This window comes from Streptomyces sp. P6-2-1 (assembly GCF_050613165.1).
Taxonomy (GTDB): domain Bacteria; phylum Actinomycetota; class Actinomycetes; order Streptomycetales; family Streptomycetaceae; genus Streptomyces.
Genome location: NZ_CP192513.1, coordinates 2,460,040 through 2,480,456 on the forward strand (window position 1 = coordinate 2,460,040; position 20,417 = coordinate 2,480,456).

The following is a 20,417-nucleotide window of genomic DNA, read 5'->3' on the forward strand; positions in this document are numbered from 1 at the left end:
GCCATGATCCGCGTCACCCGCACGCTCGCCGTGCCCTACCCACCCGCGAAGGTCATCGCCTACCTGGCCGATTTCGCCCACGCCGTGGACTGGGACCCCGGCACGGTGTCCTGCGAGCGGCTCGGCGACGGACCCGTCGCCGAGGGCTCGCGCTGGCTCAACGTCACGGACTTCCGGGGGCGGCGCAGCGAACTGACGTACCGGCTCGACGCGTACGAGCCGGGGCGGCTCGTGTTCTCGGGCGTCAGCAAGACGGCTGAGACGACCGACGACCTGAGCTTCACGGAGGGCGCGGGCAGCACGCTCGTCACGTACCGGGCGACGATCCGCTTCAAGGGGCTCCGGGCGGTCGCTTCGCCGGTGCTGCGGAGGGAGTTCGAGCGGCTGGGGGACGAGATCACGGTGACGATGCCGAAGGCGGTGGCGCGGGCGCTGGGCTGAGGCGTGAGCGGAAGGCGGGGCCTGTCAGCGGGCGGCCTCGCGGGGCTGCGCCCCGTACCCCGCTCCTCCCTCACCGGAGGAGCCGATCGCCAAGACTTCTTCGCGAAGAACCCTTTGCGAAGAAGTCTTGGCGGTTTACGCTGCTCTCATGACCGCTCCGGAAGAAGACCGTCCCGCGCCCCCTTCCGCCTTTCCCACCGTCGCCCTCGACGCCAAGGGCCTGCGTGCTCTCGCGCATCCCGTGCGCGTCCAACTGCTCGGCACCTTGCGGCGGTTCGGGTCCTCCACCGCCACCGCGCTCGCGCAGCGGCTCGGGGTCAGTTCGGGGACCGCGAGCTATCACCTGCGGCAGCTCGCGGGGGCCGGTTTCGTCGTCGAGGACAGCGAGCGGGGCAACAACCGCGAGCGGTGGTGGCGGGCCGCGCACGTCGGGACGCTCTTCGACTCCAGTACGTACGTGGAGCAGGAGCCCGAGGCGACGTTCCTCTACCACCAGGCCGTCGCCGCCGCGCACGCGCGCCGGATGCAGGACGCCGTCAACGAGTACGCGACGCTGCCCGCCGCGTGGCGCGAGGTCTCCGACATGAGCGACTACTCACTGCGGCTCACGCCGGAGGAGGCGCTGCGGCTCGGCGCGGAGGTGCGCGAGGTCATCGCCCGCTACCGGCAGGCGGGAACCGGGGAGTCGCCCGAGGGCACGGGGCGCGTCTCGATGATCGTGCACGTCATCCCCGAGGCGGACGAGACCCCGTCCGGCGAGGGGTGACCCGCCATGACCGCCGTGCCCCCCGTGCCCCGCTCCCTGCGCCCGCTCGTCGGCGTCCTGCTCGCCATCGGCGTCGCACAGACCGCGACGCGCATATCCGCGATCGCGCTCCCCTGGTACGTGCTCGCCACGACGGGCAGTGCGACGCAGACCGGTCTCGTCGCGTTCTGCGAGATGGGCCCGTACGTCCTCGCGCAGACCTTCGGCGGTCCGCTCGTCGACCGGATCGGGGCCCGTACGGTCTCCGGGACGACCGACCTCGTGAGCGCGCTCGCGGCGGCCGCGATCCCCTTGCTGCACGTCGGCGGGGGCCTGAACCTCGGCGTCCTGCTCGCGCTCGTCGCCGTGATCGGCACGGCGCGCGGGCCGGGCGACCTCGCCAAGAAGGTCATGGTCCCGGAGGCGGCGGACCTCGCCCGGGTCCCGATGGAACGGGCGACGGGGCTCTCCGGCACGGTCGAACGCCTCGCGAGCATGCTGGGGCTCGCGGGCGGCGGCGCGCTCGTCGCCGCGATCGGCGAGCTGACCTCGCTCACCGTCATGGCGGCGCTCTTCGCGCTCGGTTCGCTCGTCGTCCTCGCGACACTGCCGCGCAAGGCGGCGGCCCCCGCGCACACCGTCGCCGAGGAGGAGGGGTACTGGAAGCGCCTCCGCGCGGGCGCCGCCTTCCTGCGCCGCGACCGGCTCCTGCTCGCCGTGACGATCGTCGTCGGCATCACCAACTTCCTCGACGCCTCGTTCATGAGCGTGCTGCTGCCGGTGTGGGCGCGGGAAGCGGGCACGGGTGTCGGCGCGATCGGGCTGACGGGGGCGGCGGTGGGGTGCGGCGGGGTCGCCGGGAGCGTCGTCGCCGCCATGTACGCGCACCGCCTGCCCAGGCGCCCGGTCTTCTTCCACGGCTACCTGCTCGGCGGGGCGCCGCGCTTCGTGGTCCTCGCCTCGGGGGCACCGCTGTGGCTCGTCGTCACGGTCTTCGCGGTCTCGGGGTTCGGCGCGGGCTTCCTCAACCCGATACTCGGCGCGGTCCAGATCGAACGCGTCCCCCGCCCGCTCCTCGGCCGCGTCGGCGGCCTCGTGACCGCCTTCGCCTGGGCGGGCATCCCCTTCGGCGGCATCGCCGCGGGCAGCCTCCTGGACTCGGGCTCCCTCACGGCCGTCCTGCTGGCCCTGGGAGCGGTCTACTTCCTGACGACGAGCCTGACGGGGCTCCTGCCGGAGTGGCGGGAGATGGACCGCGCGCGGTCGCCCGCGGCGGTGCGGGCGGAAGCGGAAGTCCCCTGACGCCTGGCCGGTCTCCCCCGGTCCGCTTCCTGACCCGCCCTCAATCGCCGGACCGGCTTCCTCCTGGTGCCGCGCGCCTGCCCGTACGCTGCCCCCATGCCCGCTCTCCTCGCTGTCTTCGCGCACCCCGACGACGAGTCCCTGTCCGCCGGCGGCCTGCTCGCGCGGGCGGCCGACGCGGGGTGGCACACGGGGGTCGTCACGGCGACCTGGAGCGCGGGGACGCACCGGGAACCCGAACTCGCCGAAGCACTGCGGCTGTTGGGGGCAGGGGCACCCCGCTTCCTCGGGTACGCGGACGCGAAGGTGCCGGAGTCGGCACCGGGAGAGGCGCGGCTGCTCGACGCCCCGCTCGAAGACGCCGTGGCGCGGCTCGGCGGATACGTGTCGGAGTTCGGGCCCGACGTCGTCGTCACGCACGACGCGCTCGGCGGACTCACCGGACACCCGGACCACGCCCGAACGCACGAGGTCGCCGCCGGCGCCGCCGAGGCGGCGGGCGTCCCGCTGTGGAGCGCGACGCACCCCGAGTCGGCGCTGCGGGACTGGGGCGCCCTCCTCCGCCCCGGGCAGACCCCGCACGCCGTACCGGAGGAGCGGGCGGACCTCCGCATCGACGTACGGCCCTGGCTGGCCCGCAAGTTCGCCGCCCTCACGGCGCACGCGAGCGAGGTCGGGCGCGGGGCCGCCCCCGGCCGCCTCGCCGCGATGCCGGAGGACGTGCGGGAGCGGCTGCTCGGGACCGAGTGGTACGAGACCGGCGGGGCCGGGCCCGAGGTCCCCTGAGCCTCCGCACCCAGACGTCGAAGACGACACCCGTCGACCGCTCGCTCGCCGCCCAGAGTCCAGCGCCCTCGCGGGGATCGTCGGCCCCCTTGGGGAGCCTCGCGGGCTTCGGGGTGCCGGAGGTCTGCTCGCGTCCCGCGGGGCCGATGAATTCGCCGCCGCGCACGTCCGCCGCGGTCGCGGCGTACAGCGTGGGCCAGGTGGCGCCTTCGGGCGAGCCCATGAGCAGGCCGGCGGCGAGCGGCGTGAGCAGGCGGGCGAGCCCGGTGGAGGTGTGCTGCTGGAGATTGGTCATCGCCGCACCGGGGTGGACGGCCACGGCCTTGACGGGGGTGCCCGCGGTACGGCGGGCCAGTTCGACGGGGTGAACGATGTTGGCGCGCTTGGACTTGGCGTAGGCGCTCATGCCGCGGTACCGCTTCTCGCTCATCAGGTCGTCGAGCCTGCCCACGCGCCGGCGGGCGGCGACGGCACTGACCGTGACGACCCGCGGGGCCGCCGACCTGCGCACGGCGGGCCACACCTGGGCGGCGAAGGCGGAGTGGCCGAGGTGGTTGGTGCCGAACGTCGCCTCGAAACCGTCGCGCGTGGTCGTACGCCGCGGCAGGTTCATGACCCCGGCGTTGTTGATCAGCAGGTCGATGGTCTCGGTCTCGGCGATCCGGGCGGCGGCCTCGCGGATCGAGGCGAGGTCCGCGAGGTCGAGCACCAGGGTGCCCACCTCCGCCCTGGGCTCGGCGGCGCGCACCGAATCGGCGGCCCGGCCGAGCCTGTCCCGGCCGCGCCCCGCGAGGAGGACCCTGGCACCGTGGGCGGCGAGCACCCGTGCGGTCCCCAGGCCGATCCCGCTGTTGCCGCCGGTGACCAGCGCGGTGCGCCCGGTCAGGTCGGGGGTGTCCGCAGGCGTCCAGTGACGTTCGACGCGGTCTTCGACCACATCACGCGACTCACCGTCTCGGCCGTCCCGATCGACGCCGACCGGCTCCCCGAGTACGCGGGCATGCTGCACGACGCGGGGACGCGGCACCCCGAGGTGGTGCGCTTCCTCATGTGGTACCACCTCGAACGGGGCGAGTTCGCCCAGCGCGCGGCCACCGGCGCGGCCATGAGCGCGAAGGCCGAGGCGATAGCGGCGGCGCAGCGGCGCGGCACGGTGACCGCCGACCGCCCCGCCGAACAGATCCTCGCCCTGGTACCGACCGTGGCCAACACGTGGCTCCAGCCGGACGGGAAGGGACGCGGCGGGGCTGGGCTGGGGCGAGGGACGGGACGGGGCTGGGACGCGGGACGGGGCCGGGACGGCGCGCGGGGCCCGGGAACAGTGCGCTTGCGCCCGTCCCGCCGCTCCGGTCGGCGCCCCCGCGACCGTCCCGCCGCCGGGTCAGCCCGCCGCCACGCGGTCCAGGACGATCGGGCGCGTCGCGAGGCCCGCCGACTCCGCGATCTCGTACGCGCCCTCCACCGACTCCAGTGCGTACGCGAAGCGGTCAGGGGTGTCCGTGTGCAGCGTCAGCAACGGCTGGCCCGCGCGGACGGAGTCGCCCGGCTTCGCGTGGAGTTCGACGCCCGCTCCGGCCTGCACCGGGTCCTCCTTGCGAGCGCGGCCCGCGCCCAGGCGCCAGGCCGCCACGCCGATGTCGTACGCGTCGAGGCGGGTCAGGACGCCGTCGCGCGGGGCCGTGACGACGTGCTGCTCGCGCGCCACGGGCAGGGCGGCGTCGGGGTCGCCGCCCTGCGCGGCGATCATCCGCCGCCACACGTCCATCGCCGAGCCGTCGGCGAGCGCCTTCGCCGGGTCCGCGTCCTTCAGGCCCGCCCCGTCCAGCATCTCCCTGGCGAGCGCGAGGGTCAGCTCCACGACGTCGGCGGGGCCCCCGCCCGCCAGGACCTCCACCGACTCGCGCACCTCAAGGGCGTTGCCCGCCGTCAGGCCGAGCGGCGTGGACATGTCGGTGAGCAGCGCCACGGTCCGCACCCCGTGGTCCGTGCCCAGGCCCACCATCGTCTCGGCGAGTTCGCGCGCGTCCGCCTGGTTCTTCATGAACGCCCCGGAGCCGCACTTCACGTCCAGGACGAGCGAACCCGTCCCCTCCGCGATCTTCTTCGACATGATCGACGAGGCGATGAGCGGGATCGCCTCGACCGTCCCCGTCACATCCCGCAGCGCGTACAGCTTCTTGTCGGCGGGGGCGAGGCCGTCGCCCGCCGCGCAGATCACCGCGCCCGTCGAGTCGAGTACGTCCATCAGCTCGGCGTTCGAGAGGTTCGCGCGCCAGCCGGGGATGGCCTCCAGCTTGTCGAGCGTGCCGCCCGTGTGCCCGAGGCCGCGGCCGCTGAGCTGCGGCACCGCCGCGCCGCACGCGGCGACGAGCGGCGCGAGCGGCAGCGTGATCTTGTCGCCCACGCCGCCCGTCGAGTGCTTGTCGGCGGTCGGGCGGCTGAGCGCGGAGAAGTCCATGCGCTCGCCCGAGGCGATCATCGCGGCGGTCCAGCGCGCGATCTCGCGGCGCGTCATGCCGTTGAGGAGGATCGCCATCGCGAGCGCGGACATCTGCTCGTCGGCGACGACGCCCCGCGTGTACGCGTCGACGACCCAGTCGATCTGCGCCTCGCTCAGCTCCCCCCGGTCACGCTTCGTACGGATGACGGAGATGACGTCCACTTACGGCTCCCAAGAAAGGAAAACGGTACGGGCCCGGCGCATCCTTCGAGGCGTGCGCCGGGCCCGTGCTGACTGCTACCCGCCCGGGGGTGTCCGGTCGATCCCGGCGGGACACCCCCGAGGGGTCAGAGTTTGTGCGGCCCGAAGGCGTCCGGCAGTTGCTGCGCCAGGGTGCGGACGCCCGCCGCCGTCTCCAGGAGCATGTCGGCGCCCCCGTGCTCGTACAGGAGCTGGCGGCAGCGCCCGCACGGCATGAGCACCTGGCCCTCGCCGTCCACGCACGTGAAGTGGGTGAGGCGGCCGCCGCCCGTGAGCAGGAGCTGCGAGACGAGTCCGCACTCGGCACACAGGCTCAGCCCGTAGCTCGCGTTCTCGACGTTGCAGCCGCTCACGGTGCGGCCGTCGGCGACGCGCGCGGCGGCTCCGACCCGGTAGCCGGAGTACGGCGCGTACGCGGCGAGCATCGCGGTACGGGCGGTCGCGCGCAGCCCGTCCCAGTCGAAGTCCGCGCCCGCGTCCGTGCTCGTCATCCGCCCTGGCCCTTCCGGTACGGCATTCCGTCCGCCTTCGGCATCCGCAGCCGCTGCGCCGAGAGCGCGAGCACGAGGAGCGTCACGACGTACGGCGTCATGGAGACGAACTGCGAGGGGACCTCGTCGCTCAACAGGTACCACACGAGCAGGAGCGCCCCGACGACCGTCGTGATGCCCGCGGCGAGCCACTTCTTGCGCCACAGGAGCCACGCGACGGCGAAGGCGAGGAGGATCACGAGGAGCAGGAGCACCGCGTGCACGTTCTCGCCGCCGCCGCGCAGGCGCAGCGAGTCGGTGTAGCCGAAGAGGCCCGCGCCGAGGGCGAGTCCGCCCGGCATCCAGTTGCCGAAGATCATCGCGGCGAGACCGATGTAGCCGCGCCCGCCGGTCTGGCCCTCCAGGTAGATGTTCGAGGAGACGAGCGCGAGGAAGGCGCCGCCGAGGCCCGCGAAACCGCCGGAGATGATGACCGCGAGGTACTTGTAGCGGTAGACGTCCACGCCGAGGGACTCGGCCGCGACCGGGTTCTCGCCGCAGGAGCGCAGCCGCAGGCCGAAGCTCGTGCGCCACAGCACCCACCACGTGAACGGCACGAGGAGCAGGGCGATCAGGGTCAGCGGCGAGAGGTCGGTGAGGACCCCGCCGATGAGCCCGGCGAGGTCCGAGACCAGGAACCAGTGCTTGTCCGCGAGGTCACCGAGCCCGTCGGCGACGCCCGGCACGGTCCAGGTGCCGAGCGAGTCGATCGGCGGGGACTGCTTCGACGTACCGCCGTCGGCCTCGGCGAAGGTGAAGATCGACAGGTAGCGCGTGACGCCGAGCGCGAGGATGTTGATCGCGACACCGGAGACGATGTGGTTGACCTGGTAGGTCACCGTGATGATCGCGTGCAGCAGGCCGCCGATCGCGCCGCCGACGATCCCGAGCAGGATGCCGGTCCACGGGCCCCACTGGTAACCGGCCCAGGCGCCGAACCAGGTGCCGAGGATCATCATGCCTTCGAGACCGATGTTGACGACGCCCGCGCGTTCGGCCCACAGGCCGCCGAGCCCGGCGAGGCCGATCGGCACGGCGAGACGCAGCGCCGCGGACATCTGCCCGGTCGACGTGATGCCGTCGGCGTCCGTCACGAGGCGTACGACGGAGACGATGATCAGGAGCCCGGCGACGAGGAGCAGCGCGACGGGCCAGGTGAGTTTCGTACTACGGGGGCGGGGCGCGGCCTGCGCCTTCTCCGGTGCGGTGGTGGTGGGCGTACTCATCGGGCCGCCGCCTCCTTCTTGACCTCGGTGGACGGAGTGGCGGCGGCAGCCGCTGCCGCGAGTTCGAGACCGACGCGGCGCTGCTGGCGGCGCAGGCCCCACAGACGCACCTGCTCGTAGGAGACGACGACGGCGATCACGATGATCCCCTGCATGATCGTCGCGATCTCCTTCTCGTAGCCGTTGTAGTCCAGGACGGACGAGGCCTTGTCGAGGAAGGCGATCAGGAGCGAGGCGGCGGCGATGCCGAGCGGGTTGTTGCGGCCGAGCAGGGCGATCGTGATGCCCGTGAAGCCGAGGCCGCTGGGGAAGCTCTGGCTGTACGTGTGCGTGTCGCCGAGCAGGATCGGCAGGCCCGCGAGTCCGGCGACCGCGCCGGACAGGAGCATCGCGGTGAGCGTCATGCGCTTGGCGCTGACGCCGCTCGCGGCCGCCGCCTCCTCGGAGGCGCCCGAGGCGCGCAGGTCGAAGCCGAAGCGGGTGCGGTTGAGGACGAGCCAGTAGACGACGCCCGCGAGGATCGCGACGAAGACGAAGCCGTAGATCTCGCCCGCGTCGCCCATGCCGATCCCGGGGAACCAGCCGGCCTTGTCCATGACGCCCGTCGTCTGGTTGTTGCCGACGGGGACACCGAAGTTGTCGGTGAGGCACAACCACACGATGAGCGCGGTCGCGATCGAGTTGAGCATGATCGTCGCGACGACCTCGCTCACGCCGCGCGTGACCTTGAGTACGCCGGCGACCCCGGCCCACAGGGCCCCGGTGAGCATCGCGATGATCAGCAGCACGGGGATCTGGAGCACCTGCGGGAGCGCGAGGTGGAAACCGGCGATCGCGGTGACGCAGGCCGCGAGGCGGTACTGGCCGTCGACGCCGATGTTGAAGAGGTTCATGCGGAAGCCGACGGCGACCGCGAGAGCGGCGAGGTAGTACACGCCCGCCTGGTTGATGATCAGGACCTGCTGGTCGGAGTAACCGATCTGCTCGAACATGAGCTGAAACGGCTCGACCGGGTTCTTGCCCGAGGCGAGGAGCACGACGCCGGTCACGACGAGGGACAGGACGAGGGCGATGACGGGCCCTGCGGCCGCCAGGATCACGCGCTCGGAGTCCCACTTCTTGCCGCCGGGGCCGTGCGGCGCGTCGGCCGCCTTCGGCGACTCGTCCGTCTGCTGCGCGGAGAGGTTGCTCATCGGGGGGTGTCCTTCTCCTGCGGGGCGTCCTTGACGGGGTCCCCGGGTTCCGGGGTGTCCTCGGGTTCCGGGGTGTCCTTCGGGGACTTCTGCGGCGGTACGCGCTTCTTCGCGGCGTCCGTCGCGGGTGCCGTCTCCTCCAGGTGGCCGCTGCTCGCGCCCGTCATCGCGGAGCCCAGCTCCTCGGGGGTGATGTGCGCGGGGTCGGCGTCGGCGACGAGGCGGCCGCGGTAGATGACCCGCAGGGTGTCCGAGAGGCCGATGAGTTCGTCGAGGTCGGCGGAGATGAGGAGGACGGCGAGCCCTTCGCGGCGCGCCTCGCGGATCTGGTCCCAGATCTGCGCCTGCGCGCCGACGTCCACGCCCCTGGTGGGGTGCGCGGCGATGAGGAAGCGCGGCTTGTGGCTCATCTCGCGGCCGACGATGAGCTTCTGCTGGTTGCCGCCGGACAGGGACCCGGCGGTCACGTCGATGCCGGGCGTACGGACGTCGTACTCCTCGACGATGCGGCGCGTGTCCTCCTGCGCGGCCTTCGGCGTGAGCCAGAAGCCCTTCGCCGCGGGCTCCTCGGTGATGTGCCCGAGCATGCGGTTCTCCCACAGCGGCGCGTCGAGGAGGAGGCCGTGGCGGTGGCGGTCCTCGGGGATGTACCCGACGCCGTGCTCGCGGCGTTTGCGCGTCGGCCACGGCGTGATCTCCTCGCCCGCGAGGAGGATGCGGCCCGAGTCGGCGCCCTTGAGACCGATGAGCGCGTCGATCAGCTCGGTCTGCCCGTTGCCCTCGACGCCCGCGATGCCGAGGACTTCGCCCTCGTGGATCGTGAAGGAGATGTCGTCGAGCACGGGGCGGCCGCCGTCGGCGCGCAGCCGCAGGTTCTCCACCGTGAGCAGCGCGCGGTCCGTGACCGTCGACTCGGCGGTCTCCGGCGTGGGCAGTTCGCTGCCGACCATCAGCTCGGCGAGCTGCTTGGGCGTCGTCTCGGCGGGGACCGCGGTGCCCACCGTCGTTCCGCGCCTGATGACGGTGATGTCGTCGGCGACGGAGAGGACCTCGCCCAGCTTGTGCGAGATGAAGATGACGCTGAGGCCCTCGGCCTTCAGCTCCCGCAGGTTCCCGAAGAGCGCGTCGACCTCCTGCGGGACGAGCACGGCGGTCGGCTCGTCGAGGATGAGCGTCGTCGCGCCCCGGTAGAGCACCTTGAGGATCTCGACGCGCTGGCGCTCGGCGACCCCGAGGTCCTCGACGCGCGCGTCGGGGCGCACCCCGAGCCCGTACCGCTCGGACAGCTCGACGATCCTGCGGCGCGCGGCCCCGCCGATGCCGTGCAGCTTCTCGCTGCCGAGCACGACGTTCTCCAGGACCGTGAGGTAGTCGGCGAGCATGAAGTGCTGGTGGACCATGCCGATGCCGCGCGCGATGGCGTCGGCGGGGGAGCCGAAGGCGGCGTCCCGGCCGTCGACGCGGATCGTGCCCTCGTCGGGCTTCTGCATCCCGTAGAGGATCTTCATGAGCGTCGACTTGCCCGCGCCGTTCTCGCCGACGAGCGCGTGCACGGTGCCCTTGCGGACGCTGAGGTGGATGTCGTGGTTGGCGACCACGCCCGGGAAGCGCTTGGTGATGCCCTGGAGCTCGACCGCGGGCGCCTGGCCGCCGGCCGGGGGGCTTTGAGACGCGTTGATGGCGCATTCTCCTCGGAAGGGGGCCCGCGTGCGGCGGCCCGGGACGTGTCGGGGGTAGTACGGGTGCGGGTGCGGGTGCCGGGCGGCCCCGGGGCGGGTTCAGCCTCCCCGGGGCCGGTGACGGCACCGTTTCGTGGCGGTATCCACTCGTTCGGTCGTGGCGGGCGGGCGGGACGGTCGTGGCGGGCGGGGCGAGTGCCCCCCGCCCGACGCTCGCACACCAGTACGTAGCCGGAACGGCCTGTGCGGTTCACGTGGCCCGGACGATACGCGTCCTCCGGGCCGAACAGCCGGGTCAGCTGGTGGTCTTGACCTTGATCTTGCCCGCGGCGATGTCGGCCTTGGCCTTCTCGATCGCCTTCTGGACCTTGTCGTTGCCCTTGAACTCCGGGTTCGAGTCGGCGAGGCCGACACCGTCGGAGCCGAGGTCGGCGCGGACGACGCCGGTGGCGGGCTTGCCGTCCTGGACCGACTTCACGAGGTTGTAGACCGCGCCGGCGACGTCCTTCGTGGCGGAGGTGAGGATGTGGTCCTTGTACTTCGCGAGCGGCTTCTGGTTGTACTGGTCCGAGTCGACGCCGATCGCCCACTTGTCGGCGGCGGCAGCGGCCTCGATGACACCCTGGCCCGAGAGACCGGCGGCGGCGTAGACGACGTCGGCGCCCTTGTCGATCTGGCCCTTCGCGGCCTCCTTGCCCAGGTTCGGGCTGGAGAAGCCGCCGTCCTCGGCCTTCTCGGTGAGGTACTGCTTCTCGATCTTGATCTTCGGGTCGACCGACCGGGCGCCCTGGACGTAACCGGCCTCGAACTTGTGGATGAGGGGCACGTCCACGCCGCCGACGAAGCCGATGTGGTCGCTCTTGGTCGTCATCGCCGCGGCGATGCCGGCGAGGTAGCTCGCCTGCTCCTCGTGGAAGACGAGGTCGGCGACGTTCTTCTCCTGGACGGTCTCGTCGTCGACGATGCCGAAGGTCGTCTTCGGGTGCTTGGCCGCGACCTCCTTGATGGCGGGCGCGTACGCGAAGCCGACGCCGATGACCGGGTTGTAGCCCTGCTTGGCGAGCTGGTCGAGGCGCGCGACCTTGTCGGCGTCGGACTCGCCGTCGGTGGGCTCGACGTCCTTGCCGGTGAGCTTGAAGTCCTGCTCGGCCTTCACCATGCCCGCGTGCGCGGCATCATTGAAGGACTGGTCGCCGCGGCCGCCGACGTCGTAGGCGAGGGCGAGGCCCTTGGCCTGGGAGTCGCCGCCCTTGTCCTTGTCGGCGGCGGCGTCGCTGGAGGTACCGCCACAAGCGGTGACGGAGACGGCGAGAGCGGCGGTCGCAATGCCTGCGGCAGCGATTCGGGACAGGCGGCGCATGAGCGGGACTCCTTGTATGGCGGCGCCCCGATGGGCGCTGGTTCCGCCGCAGCGTAACGCGCGTAGAACGCGCGGAAAACCCCCGCAGGTCACCCGTTATCCACCTGTGCCCCGCCGGGGCGGGCCGTTTCCGGGGCTCCGCCCCGGACCCCGCTCCTCACACGCCGGAGGGGCTGGATTCTCGCGTGATGGCGAAAGTCCAGCCCTTCCGGAAACGATCACGTCAGGACGTCGGGACGTCGATCCTGCCCGCCTTGATGTCCTCTTCCGCCTTCTTCACTGCCGCCACGACGTCCGTCATCTTCCCGTACGCCGGGTTGGACTCGGAGAGTCCTACGCGGCCCGAGGCCAGGTCGAAGCGGGTCTCGCCCGTCTTCGGGGAGCCGTCGACGACGGACTTGGTCAGGTCGTAGACCGCGCCGCCCACATCCTTCAGGACCGACGTCAGGATGTACTGCTTGTACTTCGCGAGCGGCTTCTGGTTGTACTGGTCCGAGTCGACGCCGATGACCCATTTCTTCGCGGCCGCCGCCTCCTCGATGACACCCTGGCCCGAGAGACCGGCCGCCGCGTAGAGGACGTCGGCACCCTTGTCGAGCTGGCCCTTCGCGGCCTCCTTGCCCAGGTTCGGGCTGGAGAAGCCGCCGTCCTCGGCCTTCTCGGTGAGGTACTGCTCCTCGACCTTGATCTTCGGGTCCACGGAGGCGACGCCCGCCTTGAAGCCCGCGCCGAACTTGTGGATGAGCGGTACGTCGACGCCGCCGATGAAGCCCACGTGCTTCTTCTTCGTCGCCTTCGCCGCCACGACGCCCGCGAGGTAGGAGCCCTGCTCCTCGTGGAAGACGAGGTCGGCGACGTTGTCGCCCTTGACGGTGTCGTCGTCGATGATGCCGAAGGTGGTCTTCGGGTACTTCGGCGCGACCTCCTTGAGGGCGGGCGCGTACGCGAAACCGACGCCGATGATCGGGTTGTAGCCGTTCTTGGCGAGCTGCGTCAGGCGCGCGACCTTGTCCGCGTCCGACTCGCCGTCCTGCGGCTCCACGTCCTGGCCGCCGAGCCGGAACTCGCCGCGGGCCTTCTCGAAGCCGGAGTACGCGGCGTCGTTGAACGACTGGTCGCCGCGCCCGCCGACGTCGTACGCGAGACCGATGCCCTTCGACGCCGCGGCGGAAGCGGAGGAGTCGCCGCCCTTCTTGGCGTCGTCCTTCTCGGCCTCGCCGCTCGTCTTCCCGCAGGCGGTGGCGGCGAGCGCCAGCGCGGCGACTCCCACGGCGACCCGGGTGAACCTCGACTTGTGACCCACGGGGAACTCCCCTTCTCCAGGCGCTTGTTCGACGCGTTCGTCGGCGCTCTCCAACGCGCCGCACAGTAACGCGCGTAGAAGCGGGGGCTGAAGGGGTTCCGCGAGGCGTTACCTATTCGTGCCAACAGGCCGTTACGGCACGGTGAACGAGCGTGACGAAGGGGGGATTTGGGGGCGCGGGCCCGGCATCCCCGGCCAGCCGGTCCCAGCCCCTGAGGGGGTCCCCGGGGACTGGGGGAGGTTGAGGGGCGGGGTGTGGGGCGGAGCCTCACAACGGCCCGCCCCACACCCCGGGGGATCAGCTCGCCCGGTCCCCCGCCGCGTCGAGCAGGGCCGCCGCGGTGAACAGCTCCACGCCCACCGTGATCGCGGACTCGTCCACGTCGAAATCGCCCTGGTGCAGGTCGCGCGCGAGCCGGTCGCCCGGGGTACGGACGCCGAGGCGGGCCATCGCGCCCGGCACGTGCTGGAGGTACCAGGAGAAATCCTCGCCACCGAGGCTCTGTTCGGTGCTCTCGACGGATTCCGCGCCGTGCCGCGCGGTCATCGCGTCGCGCAGCAGGTCGGCCGCGGACGCCTCGTTGACGACGGGGGGCACCCCGCGCACGTACGTGATCTGCGTCTTCGCGCCGTAGAGCGCGGCGACCTCGTCGATCGCCGCGTACACCGCGTCGGGCGCCGTCTCCCATGTGCGCTGGTCCAGGCACCGTACGGTTCCGGCCAGTTCGGCGTGCTGGGGGATGACGTTCGTGGCGTGCCCCGACTCGATGCGGCCCCACGTGATCGCGAGCCCGGCGCGCGTGTCGACGCGGCGCCCGACGAGCGCGGGGACCTCGGTGGCCACCTTGGCGACGGCCGTGACGAGGTCGGTCGTCAGGTGGGGGCGGGCGGTGTGCCCGCCGGGGCCGTCCAGGGAGACCTTCAGGCTGTCGCACGCCGAGGTGATCGGGCCGTGCCGCAGCCCGATGCGGCCCGCGTCGACCTTCGGGTCGCAGTGCACGGCGAGGATGCGGCCGACGTGCTCCAGGACCCCTTCCCGTACGGCGTCGGCGGCGCCGCCCGGCAGGACCTCCTCGGCGGGCTGGAAGACGAGCCGGACGGGGCGCGGCAGCAGCCCGCGCGCGGCGAGGTCGGCGAGGACGAGACCGGTACCGAGCACGACGGTCGTGTGCACGTCGTGGCCGCAGGCGTGCGCGCGGCCCGGGACGGTGGAGCGGTAGGCCGCCGTGACCTTGGTGTCCGGGATCGGGAGCGCGTCGATGTCGGCGCGCAGCGCGAGCATCGGGCGCCCCCCGTCCCACTCGCCGATGTCGCAGACGAGGCCCGTACCGCCCTTGAGGACGCGGGGGTGGAGCCCCGCCTCCTCCAGTCTGGCCTTGATCGCCCCGGTCGTGCGGAACTCCTGGTTCCCCAGCTCGGGGTGCGCGTGCAGATCGCGCCGGAAGGCGATCAGCTCCTCGCGCAGCCCGGCCGGGAAATCGGCGGCGGCGCCGGGCAGGGCGGCCCCGGCACCGCCGACCCCGGCGGGGGCCACGGGGACGGCGGCAGGCGTCGCGAGGGGCGCGGGGGCGGGAGTGGGGGCGGGGGCTTCGGTCTCGGGCGCTTCGAGGTGGCTCACCCTTCGAAGGGTAAGGCGATGCCGGGGGCAACTATCCAGTCAAACGCGAAAGTTCACCGGGAAAGACGTAAGAAAGCCTGCCCGATTCCGCATGATGGACGCCGGACATGGGTATGCCGCTTTTTTACGCTCGCGCGTTCGAGCCGCAGGGCCGCCTGACGGGACTGGTCGACTGCTGGACCGTTCCAGCGGAGAGTGCCCGGAAGGACGCTTGCCTTAAGGCTGCCCCCAGGGGTCCCGTGCCCGTTTCTCCACCCCACCCGAAACGCCCCGCCCTCACGGCTACTGCCACCGACACCGGCACCGGCACCTCGCGGACGACGTCGTGGTCATCGAGGTCGTGGAGCAGGCAGCGACCCCGGGCTGGGCCCTCACCGCGTGCCCCGCCTGCCGCACGAGGTACCGGCTGACGCCGTCCGCGGACCGGCCCGCTGACTGACGGGACCCTCAGCCCGCCGCACGGACCCGGCGCCACCGAGCCCAGGCCCGCACGCCCCGCCCTCCCCCACCCCTGTCCGCCGCGCCCCCGCGCCGTCCCCGTCGCGCCCGCGAGGAAAGCGCCGCCCTCGCGGCCGAGGCGGGGGCGGGCGGACCGCGGTACGTGGAGGCCCCCTTGATCGGCTCGGTGCCGAAGGCAGGGGCGGGCGGGCCGCGGATTCCGGCGGGCGGTGCGCCCGGGGACGTGGCGGAGGCGGAGCGGGTCCTGCGGGTGTGGTCGCGTACGGGCGAGCCGCGCCGTACGGGGCCCGTCGGCAGCGCGGCGGCCCTGAAGCTCGTCGCCGGCCTCGGCCTCGGCCCGGCCGCCGCCGGGCTGCGCGAGGCGCTCGCGTACGGTGCCGCGCGGGGCGTGCCCCGTACGGAAGTCCTCGCCACCCTGGCCGCCGGGCACCTCGCCCCCTTCCTCGCGGCCAGGGGCGAGCGTCTGGCGCGGGAGGACTACGGGCACGCCGACTTCACGGTCACGGCGCTCGCCGAGGACCTGCGGCTCGTGGCCGCGCGGGCGCCCGACCTGCCGGGCGCGCGGGGCGGGGCGCCGGACGCGGGGGGACCGGCAGGCGGTTCCGCGGGCGGCCGGGCGCCGGGTGACCGGCGGGCCATCCCCCCCTCGGCCCCACGCCGGGTGACCGGCGGGCGTCCCGCCGGTCAGCCGTGCGCCGCGTGGTCGTCGAGCACCGCCCGGACGATCCGCAGGTTCTCCTCGCGCACGGGGTCGCCGTCCTGCGGCTTCTCCGTCAGGACCAGCAGCGCCTTCCACAGCGCCCAGCCGCGCGCCCTGGCCCACGTGCCCCCGTCCTGGGCGACCGCCGCGCGGAAGGCTTCGCGCGCCTCGCCCTCGAACATGCCCCACGCGGGGACGAGGTCGCAGGCCGGGTCGCCGACGCCCGAGGTGCCGAAGTCGATGACGGCGGCGAGTTCGCCCTCGCGCAGCAGGAGGTTGCCGGGGGCCAGGTCGCCGTGGAACCAGCCGGGGCGGCCCGTGAAGGGCGCCGCGAGCGCGGCCTCCCAGACCTCGGCGGCGGCGCGGGTGTCCACCACGCCGCCGAGCTCCGCGAGGTACGCGCGGGTCGCCGCGTCGTAGTGCGCGGGCGGCCCGCCCCGGTACCAGCTGTGCTCCCCCGCCGCCGGGCCGTCGACGGGAGCGGCCCACAACACGCGCGCGAAGGCCGCGAGTTCGCGGGCCAGGGCGGTACGGGAGCGGGGCTCGGCGCTCAGCACGGTCTCCCCCTCGATCCAGCGCCGCACCGACCACGGGTGCGGGTAGCCCTCGCCAGGCCGCCCCTCCCCGAGCACTTGCGGCACGGGCAGCGGCAGGTGCGGGGCGAGACGGGGCAGCCAGGTGTGCTCCTTGGCGACGGCCGGTACGTAGCCGGGGCCGGTCGGGAGCCGGACGGTGAGCGCTTCGCCGAGGCGGTACGTGCGGTTGTCCCAGCCGTCGACGGGGACGGGCGCGAGCGGCAGGTCCGCCCACTGCGGGAACTGCGCGGCGAGCAGCCGCCGTACGAGCGCGGCGTCGATACCGGCGCGGCCGTCGGGGGGCGTGGGAGCTGGGGCGGGGACCATACGGCGATCGTCGGCCCCGTCCCCGTACCGCCGCAACGGCATTTCCCGCTCAGGCCCCGCCGCCCACCCCTATCCGTCGCACCCCGCGCGCCGTTCCCGTCACCCCGGCCAGGAAGCCGGAGGCGCGGGGCGAGGCGTGCGGTGTGAGCCAGGCGGGATCGATGTCGCACACCGCGACCCGTACCCCCGTGCCCGTCAGCGCGAGCGGCAGTGTGTGCACGACCGTCGAGGGGAAGCTGAGGATGGTGGCGCCGATCGGGCCCCGGCGGGCGATGAGTTCGAGGGGGAGGTCGGGGCGGACGATCTGGAGCCCGGTCTCGACGGCGAGGCGGTGGAGCTTGGTCGTGTTCTCCCTGCGGTGGGCGAAGTAGCGGACCGCGCCGTGGTGGCGCACGAGCGCGTCGACCGCCGCCACGTAGTGGTCCTCGGCGACCACGCCCGTCTCGACGAGCGAGGTGCCCACGAGGTCGGCGCCGGTGCGCACCGCGGGCGGCCCGAAGGCGGTACGGGTCCAGGCGAAGTCGTGCGTCGTGACGGTGACGCCCTCGGGGACCCCTTCGACGGGCATGCACGTGAAGAGGCCGACCTCGCGCCCGGGGCCCGGCGTGAGCTTGCGCCGGGCCGTGCGCGCGAAGGGCGCGAAGGCGAGGTCGCGGGGGCCGCCGCGCCCGCCCCTGTGCCAGCGTACGAGGGGTTCGCCGCGCGCGAGCAGCGCGATGAACTCCATCGTCGCGGTGCCGTCGTCGACCACGACGAGGTCCCGTGCCCGCGCGAGCGTGAGCAGCAGCTGCACGTACCGCGAGAACGGGTCGCCTATGACGATCCGCCGCGCCCCGCGCAGCAGCGGCGCCAGCCCCCGCACCGTGTGCACGGGCGCCGCGCTCCCGCCCCGCGCCTCCTCCCACCGCAGGCGCATCCCCGCCGCGCGCGCGAACTCGGCCATGCGCCGCAACTGGCCCCGTGACATGGGGTCGGTGGGCGAGAGCACGACGAGCAGCACGTCGGTGGGGTCGACGGCCGGGGTGGCGTGGGCCCATTCGAGGACGTTGAGGAGCTGGACGGGGCTCTCGACGAAGGCGAGGGTCGCGGGAGCGGGGGGTGGGCTGCCCGCCGAGGTGGCGGGGGCGGGCCCGCCCTCCGGGCCCGCCGCCCCCGGGATCGTCATGCGCCGGCCGCGCTCAGACGCGGGCCGAGGCCACGGCCCCGTCCGCTGCCTCCGCCGCCTCGCCCGCGGCCTCGTCGGCCGCCTGCACCGCCGCCTCCGCCTCGGCGACGACACCGGGGACCCGGCGCAGCTTCTTCATCGGGCCCAGCTCGGACTCGTACACCTTCTTGACCCCGTCGCCGAGCGAGTGCTCGATCGTGCGGATGTCGCGGACGAGGCGCGCGAGGCCCTGCGGCTCGACGGACGCGGCCTGGTCGGAACCCCACATGGCGCGGTCGAGGGTGATGTGCCGCTCGACGAAGGTCGCGCCGAGCGCGACGGCGGCGAGGGTCGTCTGAAGCCCGGTCTCGTGGCCCGAGTAGCCGATCGGGACGTTCGGGAACTCGGCCTGAAGGGTGTGGATGACCCGCAGGTTCAGCTCCTCGGCCTTCGCCGGGTACGTCGACGTGGCGTGGCACAGCACGATGTTGTCGCTGCCGAGCACCTCGACCGCGTGCCGGATCTGGCGCGGCGTGGACATGCCGGTCGAGAGGATGACGGAGCGGCCCGTTGCGCGCAGCGCGCGCAGGAGCTCGTCGTCCGTGAGCGAGGCCGAAGCCACCTTGTGCGCGGGCACGTCGAACTTCTCCAGGAAGGCGACGGCCTCGGTGTCCCACGGCGAGGCGAACCAGTCGATGCCGCGCTCGCGGCAGTGCGCGTCGATCGCGCGGTACTCGTCCTCGCCGAACTCGACGCGGTGCCGGTAGTCGATGTACGTCATGCGGCCCCAGGGCGTGTCGCGCTCGATGTCCCACTGGTCGCGCGGGGTGCAGATCTCGGGCGTGCGCTTCTGGAACTTCACGGCGTCGCAGCCGGCGTCGGCGGCGATGTCGATGAGCGCGAGGGCGTTGTCCAGCTCGCCGTTGTGGTTGATCCCGATCTCGCCGGTGACGTAGACGGGCCGCCCGGGGCCGACCTCGCGGGAGCCGAAGGAACGGAGGCGGGGGGTGGTGAGGTTGCTCATTGCGGGTCCTTGTACTGGGGGATACGGGTGAACTGGCGTGGTCACTGGTCGGTTCGACCAGTTCGTGGGGTGCCGAGGTCGCCGCCGAGCAGCCAGCCGGCCACCTCGCGGATCGCGCCCGAGCCGCCGGGCACTGTCGTGACGGCGCGCGCGGCGCCCTTCACGGCGTCGTGCGCGTTCGCGACGGCGACGGGCCAGCCGACGAGGCCGAAGCAGGCGAGGTCGTTGGCGTCGTTGCCCGCGTAGAGGACGCGTTCGGGCGCGATGCCCTGCTCCTCGCACCACTGCTTGAGCGCGAGGTCCTTGCGGTCGATGCCGTGCAGGACGGGGACGCGGAGTTTGCGGGCGCGGGCGGCGACGACGGGGTTCTGCTCGGTCGAGAGGATGAGCAGGGCGAGCCCCGAACGGCGCAAAGCGGCGATGCCGAGGCCGTCGCCGCGGTGCACGGAGACGAGTTCGCGGCCCTCGGCGTCGATGTGCACGCGGTCGTCGGTCTGCGTGCCGTCGAAGTCGAGCACGACGGCGTCGACGTCCGCGCGGGTGGGCAGGGCGCCCGGCCGGTGCGCGTCGAAGTGCGGCGCGAGGAGGCGCGCGCGCTCCAGCTCGTGCGGGTCGTCGATCTCCAGCACCCGGGCCGGGTCGGTCCGTACGAGTTCCGTACGGCCGAAGAAGCGGTGCTTGTGCGTACGGAACCCGGCGACGTCCATCGCGTAGGCCGCGCCGGTCTCGACGAGGTCCTCGGGCCTGTCCTGGCGGCGCGGGCGGGTACGGCGGTCGTGGTTGACGCCGCGCGCCCCTTCCGCGTCGTCCTCGCGCCACACGAAGCCGTGGAAGGGCGCCGCGGTGAGCGCGGAGTCCGCGGCCCCCGTCACGACGGCCCGCGCGACCCCGTCGACGTCGGAGGCGAGGAGGAAGGGGCTCGTGCACTGGACCAGGAGGACGACGTCGGGCGCGGCGCCGTGCCGCTCCTCGTACGTGTCGAGCGCGTGCAGGACGGCGGCCTCGCTGCTCGCGAGGTCGCCCGACAGGGCGGCGGGCCTGCGCACGACTTCGGCCCCGGCTTCGCGGGCGGCGCGGCTGATCGCCGCGTCGTCGGTCGAGACGTGGACGTCGGTCACGTACCGCGCGGCGAGGCACTCGCGCACGGCGCGGACGACGAGCGGGACGCCGCCGACGGGCGCGAGGTTCTTCGCGGGGACGCCCTTGGAGCCACCCCGGGCGGGGATGACGGCGAGGACACGAGGAGTCATGGCGGTGCCTTCGTGGGTGGTTGCGGTGGCTTCGTGGGTGCCTGCCGTGCCCGC

The 20,417-nt window shown here is 73.3% G+C and carries 16 protein-coding genes and 2 pseudogenes; 5 read left to right on the top strand and 13 right to left on the bottom strand.

The window, feature by feature from the left end:
* The first annotated feature begins 3 nt into the window (after positions 1-3).
* The 4 genes from ACQYWQ_RS10585 (at position 4) to ACQYWQ_RS10600 (ending at position 3,274) form a co-directional block, all read left to right on the top strand.
* The gene (locus tag ACQYWQ_RS10585) at positions 4-441 is read left to right on the top strand and encodes an SRPBCC family protein (RefSeq protein ID WP_431034033.1); all 438 of its coding nucleotides are present in this window, start codon (positions 4-6) and stop codon (positions 439-441) included.
* 148 nt (positions 442-589) lie between these two features.
* A complete protein-coding gene (locus ACQYWQ_RS10590; RefSeq protein ID WP_431034035.1) occupies positions 590-1,207 on the top strand; it encodes an ArsR/SmtB family transcription factor in 618 nt (205 codons plus the stop codon).
* A 6-nt stretch (positions 1,208-1,213) separates the two neighbouring features.
* On the top strand, positions 1,214-2,488 hold the full coding sequence (locus tag ACQYWQ_RS10595) for an MFS transporter (protein WP_431034036.1): 1,275 nt from the start codon (positions 1,214-1,216) through the stop codon (positions 2,486-2,488).
* A gap of 96 nt (positions 2,489-2,584) precedes the next feature.
* Positions 2,585-3,274: a PIG-L deacetylase family protein gene (locus tag ACQYWQ_RS10600; RefSeq protein WP_431034038.1), complete on the top strand. Its 690-nt coding sequence runs from the start codon at positions 2,585-2,587 to the stop codon at positions 3,272-3,274.
* Positions 3,275-3,299: 25 nt separating this feature from the next.
* Here the strand turns inward: ACQYWQ_RS10600 and ACQYWQ_RS10605 are convergent.
* Positions 3,300-4,301 (bottom strand): annotated as a pseudogene (locus ACQYWQ_RS10605) (oxidoreductase); the annotation flags it as partial.
* Between ACQYWQ_RS10605 and ACQYWQ_RS10610 the strand changes: the two are divergent.
* A pseudogene (locus ACQYWQ_RS10610) lies at positions 4,185-4,484 on the top strand (TetR/AcrR family transcriptional regulator); the annotation flags it as partial. The pseudogenes ACQYWQ_RS10605 and ACQYWQ_RS10610 sit on opposite strands and share 117 nt — an antisense overlap.
* A 171-nt stretch (positions 4,485-4,655) precedes the next feature.
* Here ACQYWQ_RS10610 and ACQYWQ_RS10615 read toward each other — a convergent pair.
* The 12 genes from ACQYWQ_RS10615 to ACQYWQ_RS10670 form a co-directional block, all read right to left on the bottom strand.
* On the bottom strand, positions 4,656-5,936 hold the full coding sequence (locus tag ACQYWQ_RS10615) for a thymidine phosphorylase (protein ID WP_431034040.1): 1,281 nt from the start codon (positions 5,934-5,936) through the stop codon (positions 4,656-4,658).
* A gap of 125 nt (positions 5,937-6,061) precedes the next feature.
* Complete coding sequence (locus ACQYWQ_RS10620; RefSeq protein ID WP_431034042.1) at positions 6,062-6,466, bottom strand: cytidine deaminase; 405 nt, start codon at positions 6,464-6,466, stop codon at positions 6,062-6,064.
* Positions 6,463-7,731, bottom strand: coding sequence for an ABC transporter permease (locus ACQYWQ_RS10625; protein WP_431034043.1), 1,269 nt, complete (start codon positions 7,729-7,731; stop codon positions 6,463-6,465). The genes ACQYWQ_RS10620 and ACQYWQ_RS10625 overlap by 4 nt, the downstream gene beginning before the upstream one ends.
* Positions 7,728-8,924 carry an ABC transporter permease gene (locus ACQYWQ_RS10630; protein WP_431034044.1) on the bottom strand — a complete coding sequence of 399 codons (1,197 nt, stop codon included), beginning with the start codon at positions 8,922-8,924 and terminating at the stop codon, positions 7,728-7,730. The genes ACQYWQ_RS10625 and ACQYWQ_RS10630 overlap by 4 nt, the downstream gene beginning before the upstream one ends.
* Entirely contained in the window at positions 8,921-10,522 is a 1,602-nt protein-coding gene (locus tag ACQYWQ_RS10635) for an ABC transporter ATP-binding protein (protein ID WP_431034046.1), read from the bottom strand. Before ACQYWQ_RS10635 ends, ACQYWQ_RS10630 begins: the two co-directional genes overlap by 4 nt.
* 376 nt (positions 10,523-10,898) lie before the next feature.
* Positions 10,899-11,963 carry a BMP family lipoprotein gene (locus ACQYWQ_RS10640; protein WP_431034048.1) on the bottom strand — a complete coding sequence of 355 codons (1,065 nt, stop codon included), beginning with the start codon at positions 11,961-11,963 and terminating at the stop codon, positions 10,899-10,901.
* Positions 11,964-12,186: 223 nt separating this feature from the next.
* Positions 12,187-13,266: a BMP family lipoprotein gene (locus ACQYWQ_RS10645; RefSeq protein ID WP_431034050.1), complete on the bottom strand. Its 1,080-nt coding sequence runs from the start codon at positions 13,264-13,266 to the stop codon at positions 12,187-12,189.
* 298 nt (positions 13,267-13,564) lie between these two features.
* Positions 13,565-14,884: an amidohydrolase gene (locus ACQYWQ_RS10650; protein ID WP_431034051.1), complete on the bottom strand. Its 1,320-nt coding sequence runs from the start codon at positions 14,882-14,884 to the stop codon at positions 13,565-13,567.
* A 1,143-nt stretch (positions 14,885-16,027) separates the two neighbouring features.
* Positions 16,028-16,945, bottom strand: a complete 918-nt coding sequence (locus ACQYWQ_RS10655) for an aminoglycoside phosphotransferase family protein (RefSeq protein WP_431034052.1) — start codon at positions 16,943-16,945, stop codon at positions 16,028-16,030.
* A 49-nt stretch (positions 16,946-16,994) separates the two neighbouring features.
* Complete coding sequence (locus tag ACQYWQ_RS10660) at positions 16,995-18,110, bottom strand: hypothetical protein (RefSeq protein WP_431034054.1); 1,116 nt, start codon at positions 18,108-18,110, stop codon at positions 16,995-16,997.
* A gap of 13 nt (positions 18,111-18,123) precedes the next feature.
* Positions 18,124-19,113, bottom strand: a complete 990-nt coding sequence (locus ACQYWQ_RS10665) for an N-acetylneuraminate synthase family protein (RefSeq protein WP_431034055.1) — start codon at positions 19,111-19,113, stop codon at positions 18,124-18,126.
* A 41-nt stretch (positions 19,114-19,154) separates the two neighbouring features.
* Positions 19,155-20,363 (bottom strand): cytidylyltransferase domain-containing protein, encoded by a 1,209-nt coding sequence (locus ACQYWQ_RS10670; RefSeq protein WP_431034056.1) that lies wholly within the window; start codon positions 20,361-20,363, stop codon positions 19,155-19,157.
* Positions 20,364-20,417: the final 54 nt, after the last annotated feature.

Excerpts from the sequence above, each read along its gene's own strand:
- ACQYWQ_RS10585 (WP_431034033.1), top strand. The coding sequence starts at position 4 with ATGATCCGCGTCACCCGCACGCTCGCCGTGCCCTACCCACCCGCGAAG.
- ACQYWQ_RS10590 (WP_431034035.1), top strand. The coding sequence starts at position 590 with ATGACCGCTCCGGAAGAAGACCGTCCCGCGCCCCCTTCCGCCTTTCCC.
- ACQYWQ_RS10595 (WP_431034036.1), top strand. The coding sequence starts at position 1,214 with ATGACCGCCGTGCCCCCCGTGCCCCGCTCCCTGCGCCCGCTCGTCGGC.
- ACQYWQ_RS10600 (WP_431034038.1), top strand. The coding sequence starts at position 2,585 with ATGCCCGCTCTCCTCGCTGTCTTCGCGCACCCCGACGACGAGTCCCTG.
- ACQYWQ_RS10620 (WP_431034042.1), bottom strand. The coding sequence starts at position 6,466 with ATGACGAGCACGGACGCGGGCGCGGACTTCGACTGGGACGGGCTGCGC.
- ACQYWQ_RS10625 (WP_431034043.1), bottom strand. The coding sequence starts at position 7,731 with ATGAGTACGCCCACCACCACCGCACCGGAGAAGGCGCAGGCCGCGCCC.
- ACQYWQ_RS10630 (WP_431034044.1), bottom strand. The coding sequence starts at position 8,924 with ATGAGCAACCTCTCCGCGCAGCAGACGGACGAGTCGCCGAAGGCGGCC.
- ACQYWQ_RS10640 (WP_431034048.1), bottom strand. The coding sequence starts at position 11,963 with ATGCGCCGCCTGTCCCGAATCGCTGCCGCAGGCATTGCGACCGCCGCT.
- ACQYWQ_RS10655 (WP_431034052.1), bottom strand. The coding sequence starts at position 16,945 with ATGGTCCCCGCCCCAGCTCCCACGCCCCCCGACGGCCGCGCCGGTATC.
- ACQYWQ_RS10660 (WP_431034054.1), bottom strand. The coding sequence starts at position 18,110 with ATGACGATCCCGGGGGCGGCGGGCCCGGAGGGCGGGCCCGCCCCCGCC.
- ACQYWQ_RS10665 (WP_431034055.1), bottom strand. The coding sequence starts at position 19,113 with ATGAGCAACCTCACCACCCCCCGCCTCCGTTCCTTCGGCTCCCGCGAG.
- ACQYWQ_RS10670 (WP_431034056.1), bottom strand. The coding sequence starts at position 20,363 with ATGACTCCTCGTGTCCTCGCCGTCATCCCCGCCCGGGGTGGCTCCAAG.